General features: G+C 70.2%; 4 protein-coding genes. 1 reads left to right on the forward strand and 3 read right to left on the reverse strand.

Annotated elements, in window-relative coordinates; translation table 11 throughout:
- Nucleotides 1–399, reverse strand: a 399-nt coding sequence (locus A7A76_RS11690) for a formate dehydrogenase accessory sulfurtransferase FdhD (protein WP_206411345.1), incomplete at its 3' end; no start/stop codon positions are given.
- A gap of 7 nt (nucleotides 400–406) precedes the next feature.
- Nucleotides 407–2107, reverse strand: coding sequence for an OFA family MFS transporter (locus A7A76_RS11695; protein WP_206411346.1), 1701 nt, complete (start codon nucleotides 2105–2107; stop codon nucleotides 407–409).
- A 215-nt stretch (nucleotides 2108–2322) separates the two neighbouring features.
- Between A7A76_RS11695 and A7A76_RS11700 the strand changes: the two genes are divergently transcribed.
- Nucleotides 2323–3408 carry a substrate-binding domain-containing protein gene (locus tag A7A76_RS11700; protein WP_206411347.1) on the forward strand — a complete coding sequence of 362 codons (1086 nt, stop codon included), beginning with the start codon at nucleotides 2323–2325 and terminating at the stop codon, nucleotides 3406–3408.
- Between the two features lie 667 nt (nucleotides 3409–4075).
- On the opposite strand, the gene A7A76_RS11705 is transcribed toward A7A76_RS11700, so the two are convergent.
- A partial coding sequence (locus A7A76_RS11705; protein WP_206411348.1) for a DUF885 domain-containing protein occupies nucleotides 4076–5815 on the reverse strand: 1740 nt, incomplete at its 5' end.

The raw sequence follows: 5815 nt of genomic DNA on the forward strand, positions 1-5815 counted from the left end.
CACCGCCTCGATGCTCTCGGTGCCGCACACGCCGCAGCCGCTGCGGCCTTGCAGGTTGCGCCGCCGCGCCAGCAGCGCCGCGGCGCGCGCCGGCGGCACCCGCAGCGCGACGCTGATACCTTCCAGCGAGGTCGCGATGTCCTCGACCGCGAACTCGCCGGCGGCGCCGACGATGCCTTCGCTGAGCGAGAACCCCAGCGCGAAATCGGCGATGTCCTGCGGCGTGGCCATCATCACCGCGAACGGTTCGCCGTTGTAGGCCAGCGCCACCGGCACCTCGGCGGCGACTTCGTCCATCGCCTCGCGCAGTTGGCCGTCGCGGACCCGGCGCACGCGCCGGCGCACGGCGCCGTCGCCGTGCGCGGCCTGCGGTTCGGAACGGGACGGCTTCACGCTCATCGACGGCTCAGTGGAACAGCACGAACGCTTTCTGCAAGGTCACCCACATGCCCCAGGCCAGCGGCACGCCGACCGCGGCCCAGGCCGCCAGCACCAGCGCCGGATTGCCGCCGCGGCCGACCAGGGCCATCTGCTCGGGGCTGTAGACCGCTTCGCCGTTGCGGCCGGTCTTCTCGTGCGCCAGCGCCTTCTCGCGCGCCAGTTCCTCCGGCGTCATGAAGTGCTTCTGCGCGATCGGCCGCACCAGCAGGTTGCACAGCAGGCCCAGCGCCAGCATCGCGGCCAGGATATACATCGTGGTGTTGTAGACCTGCGAAGGCGGCAGGCCCAGGCCGAGCTGGTAATCGCGCATGTAATTGACCACCACCGGGCCGAGGATGCCGGCGGTGGCCCAGGCGGTCAGCAGGCGGCCGTGGATGGCGCCGACCATCTGGGTGCCGAACAGGTCGGCCAGGTACGCCGGAATGGTCGCGAAGCCGCCGCCGTACATCGACAGGATCACGCAGAAGATCGCCACGAACGCGGCGATGCTGCCGGCCGAGCCGGCCGAGGGCGCGGCCGCGTACAGGGCGAAGCCGAGCACGAAGAACACCACGTAGGTCATCTTGCGGCCGATGTAGTCGGAGGTGGACGCCCAGAAGAACCGCCCGGCGATGTTGAACAGGCTCAAAAGGCCGGTGAAGCCGGCGGCGATCGCGGCGATCGCCTTGAGCTGGTCCTCGCCGAGCGACTTGATCCCGCCGTCCACGCCGATCAGCTGGCCGCCGAAGACCTCCTGCAGCATCGGCGAGGCCATGCCGATCACGCCGATGCCGGCGGAGACGTTGAGGCACAGCACGCCCCACAGCAGCCAGAACTGCGGAATGCCCCAGACCTTGCTGGCGTGCACGTGCTGCTGGGTGATCATCGCGTTCTGGCTCGCCGGCGGCGGCGTCCAGCCGGCCGGCTGCCAGCCGCTGGGCGGGACGCGGTAGCCGAACGCGCCGGCCATCATGAACACGAAATAGCCCGCGGCCAGGACCAGGAAGGTTTCGAACACGCCGACCGAATCGGCGCCGGCGAAGCGCTTCATCAGCGCGTCGGCGAGCGGGCTGCCGATCATCGCGCCGCCGCCGAAGCCCATGATCGCCATGCCGGTGGCCATGCCGCGGCGGTCGGGGAACCACTTGATCAGGGTCGACACCGGCGAGATGTAGCCCAGGCCCAGGCCGATGCCGCCGATCACGCCCGAGCCCAGCCACAGCAGCCAGATCTGGTGGGTCTTGATGCCGATCGCCGAGATCACCAGGCCGCCGCACCAGCACAGCGCCGAGACCACGCCGGCCTTGCGCGGCCCGGCGCGTTCCAGCCAGCCGCCCCACAGCGCCGCCGAGCAGCCCAGCAGGACGAAGAACAGGGTGTACATCCAGCCCAGCGCGCTGACTTTCCAGTCGCAACCGGTGGCGACCATGCGCGCGAAGAAACCCATGTCGGCCGGGCAATCCAGCGGCTGCTCGATGCCGACCGCCTTCGACAGCGGCAGCCAGAACACGCTGAAGCCGTAGGCCATGCCGATGCACAGGTGGATCGCCAGCGCGGCCGGCGGCACCAGCCAGCGGTTGAAGCCGGGCTTGGCGACGATGCGTTCTTTCGACAGCAGGCCGTCCGAGGCCGGTGGCGGTGCGGCGATCGCCGCGCTGTGGCTGGATGGCGTGCTTTGACTGGACATGCGGACCCCTCTGGTATGACGACGGCCAATAGGCTGTGCAGGGCATAAAGACCGGGGGAAGGCCCTGAGCGCGGACGAGGCTAACTCACTCGGGACGCGGTCGTATATCGCAGAGTAGTCTAATAATCGGCTGCAAAAAGCCGATTAGTGGCGCCGGTGTGACGGCTGAATGCGGTGCGTGTGCGCGGCGGTATCGAAACGATGCGAGGACGATCATGTTCAAGGTCCAGATCCAACCCAAATGGACACTTCATGCCGCCGACGGGCGGCCGTTGCCGCCGAAATTGATCGAGCTGCTGCTGGGCGTGCACGCGACCGGTTCGCTGGCCGCGGCCTGCCGCGAGCTGGGGCTGTCCTACCGCTACGCCTGGGGCCTGCTGCAGGACTCGCAGACCCTGTTCGGCGCGCCGCTGCTGCGCATGGCGCGCGGCCGCGGCGCGCGCCTGACCGCGCTCGGCGAGCGCCTGGTCTGGGCCGAGCAGCGCATCGCCGCGCGGCTGGCGCCGACCCTGGACAGCCTGGCCTCGGAAGTGGAGGTGGAACTGGGCCGCGCGCTCAGCGCGCAGGCCGCGCCGCCGCGCGTGCACGCCGCGCACGGCTTCGCGGTCGAGACCTTGCGTCGTTTCCTCGACGAGGCCGACGCCGCGGTGGAGCTGAAGTACCGCAGCCCCGGCGACGCGCTCGACGCGCTGCGCGCCGGCGCCTGCGACCTGGCCGGCGTGCATCTGCCGATCGGCGAATTCGAGCGCGACATCCTCGCCCATTACGCCGAGCGCATCGACCCGCACGACGACCGCGTGCTGCACCTGGCCACGCGCCGCATCGGCCTGATCCTGGCGCCGGGCAATCCCAAGCGCATCCGCGCCTTGGCCGACCTGCTGCGCGCCGACGTGCGTTTCATCCATCGCCAGCCGGGCTCCGGCGCGCGCCTGCTGCTGGAACGGATGCTGGCGCGGCAGGGCCGCAGCATCCGCGAGGTGCGCGGCTGCGGCATCGACGAACTGACCCACGCCGCAGTCGCGGCGTACGTGGCCAGCGGCATGGCCGACGCCGGCTTCGGCCTGGAAACGCCGGCGCGCCGCTACGGCCTGGAGTTCGTGCCGGTGGCGAGCGAGCACTACTTCTTCCTGGCGCGGGCCAGCACCCTGGAGGCGCCGGCGTTGAGCGAGGTGCTGGCGATCCTGCGCAGCGACCGCTTCCGCGCCGAACTGGGCAAGCTGGCGGGCTACGACGCAGGCCGGTGCGGCGAAGTGCAGACCCTGCGCGAAGCCTTCGCCGCCACGCGCGAAGTTTTCGCCTGATGCCGAGCGGTACGCAGCCCCTGTAGGAGCGACGCGAGTCGCGACCGCGGGGTGGCCGGTCGCGTCGAAACCGCGTTCGGGCGTGATGTTGCGCGGGCGGCGGTGGACTGCGTCGTAGTTGGGTTGTCGCGGTCGCGACTTGCGTCGCTCCTACAGGGAGCTTCGGGCGAGCTGCGCAAGCGGCCGGAGGCGACTGTAGGAGCGACGCGAGTCGCGACCGCGGGGTGGCCGGTCGCGTCGGAGCCGCGGTTGGGCACGATGCTGCGCGGGCGGCGGTGGGTTACGTCGTAGTTGGGTTGTCGCGGTCGCGACTTGCGTCGCTCCTACAGTGAGCTTCGGGCTAGATGTGGAAGCGGCTGGAGGCGACTGTAGGAGCGACGCGAGTCGCGACCGCGGGGTGGCCGGTCGCGTCGAAACTGCGGTCGGGCGTGATGTTGCGCGGGCGGCGGTGGGTTGCGCCGTAGTTGGGTCGTCGCGGTCGCGACTTGCGTCGCTCCTACAGGGAGCTTCGGGCGAGCTGCGCAAGCGGCCGGAGGCGACTGTAGGAGCGACGCGAGTCGCGACCGCGGGGCAGCCGGTCGCGTCGGAGCCGTATCCGAGCGGCACGCAGAAACGAAAAAGGCGCGGGCCCGGCCCGCGCCTTTTTCGTGGGTGTCGCCGAGCAGGCTCAGCGAATCGGTTCGTCCAGCATCAGTTCACGCACGAACCGCACCGGCGGGGCGCCGTAGGACAGCACCTGGTCGTGATAGGCCTTGAGGTCGAACTTCGGGCCGAGCTTGTCTTCCACCGCGCGGCGCATGTCGAAGTGCTCCTGCGCGCCGACGAAGTAGGTCGGCAGCTGCGCCGAGGTCAGCTGCGCGCGCACCCACTTGCCGGCGGCTTCGCGCTCCTGCTGGAAGGTTTGCGTGGTCAGGAACTCCATCGCCTGCTCGCGGCTCCAGTCCTCGACCTGCACGCCCTGGTCGAGGATCGCGTTGCCGATGCTGCGCAGGTAGAACTTCAGCTGCACCAGGCGGAACAGCGGGTCGTTGTTGAGATAGCCCGCGTCGGCCATCAGGTCTTCGGTGTACACCGCCCAGCCTTCGGCGAACACGCCCGAGCGCAGCACCGCGCGCAGGGTCGAGGGCGCCTTGGCCGAGTGCGCGCCTTCCAGGTAGTGGCCCGGCATGGCTTCGTGGATCGACAGCAGGTGGATCATGCGCGTGTTGTATTCGCGCAGGAACGAGTCGACCTGCGCGTCGCTCCAGTCGCCGGGGATCGGCGAGATCGCGTAGTAGGTGTCCAGGCCCTTGTCGAGCGGGCCGGGCGAGTCGCAATAGGCCAGGGCCACGCCGCGCTGGAATTCCGGCATCAGGATCACCTTGACCGGCGCGTCGGGCACGGTCACCAGGTTCTTGGCGCGGGTGAATTCGGTGGCCTCGGCCAGGGTCTGCTTGGCGAAGTCGACGACCTTGTCGCGCGGCGCCTTGTCGGCGTAGGCCAGCTCCAGCGCGGCCTCGATCGCGGCCTGCTGCTGCTCGGGCGTGGGCTTGTCCGGCAGCGCCGGCGCGTTCGGCTTGCCCTTGAGCTGCTTGACCGCGATGGCGTACATCTCGCCGCGCACGCGCGCCAGCTCGGCCTTGGCGCGCTGCATGATCTGCGCGCGCGACAGCGAGGAATTCAGCGAGAACTTGAGCTTCTCGTCGTACAGGGTCTGGCCGATGCGGAAGTCGCCCTTGGCGTTGGGCACCAGGGTCTTGTCGAGCCAGGCCTGCTGCTCGGCCACGGCCTTGCGCAGGCCGGCGACGGCGGCGTCCAGGCGCTTGCGCGGCTCGCCCTTGAGCTGGCCGGCGTTGGGCACGATGAAGGTGTCGATCAGGTCGAGCACGCCGGCGTTCTGCTTGGCCACGGTCTCGGCGTGGATCTTCGGCACCCGCGCCGGATCGAGGTTGGCGCGGGCCTGGGCGAACACCTGCGGGATCTTCTCCATGCGCGCGGTGGCCGATTCCAGCCGCTGCGGCATCGGCGCGAAGTCGCGCGCCATCAGGCTGTAGATCGCGTCGCCGGCCAGGCCGCTGTAGACCAGCGGATCCCAGGCCCAGCTCTGCAGGGTCTGCAGGTTCCACACCTCGGCCTGCAGGCGGTTGCGCAGGATCAGCGCGTCGACCTGGTTCTCGCGCGACAGCCTGGTCGCGTCGATCGCGTCGAGTTCGCCCAGCAGCTTCTTGTTGAAGTCGAGCTGGGCCTGGCGGCCGGCGGCGCTGAGGTCGTCGATCTGGCCGTCGTAGCGGTGCTCGCCGATCTGGGTGGCGCCGACCGGATTGATCTTGAGGAAGCCGTCGAGCCAGCGCTTGGACAGCTCGGCGAAGGCGGCGTCCACGGCCGGGTCGGCGGCGGCGGGGCCGGCCTGGGCGGGCGCGGCGGCGGG

Source organism: Lysobacter enzymogenes (genome assembly GCF_017168095.1).
Classification (GTDB): domain Bacteria; phylum Pseudomonadota; class Gammaproteobacteria; order Xanthomonadales; family Xanthomonadaceae; genus Lysobacter; species Lysobacter enzymogenes_D.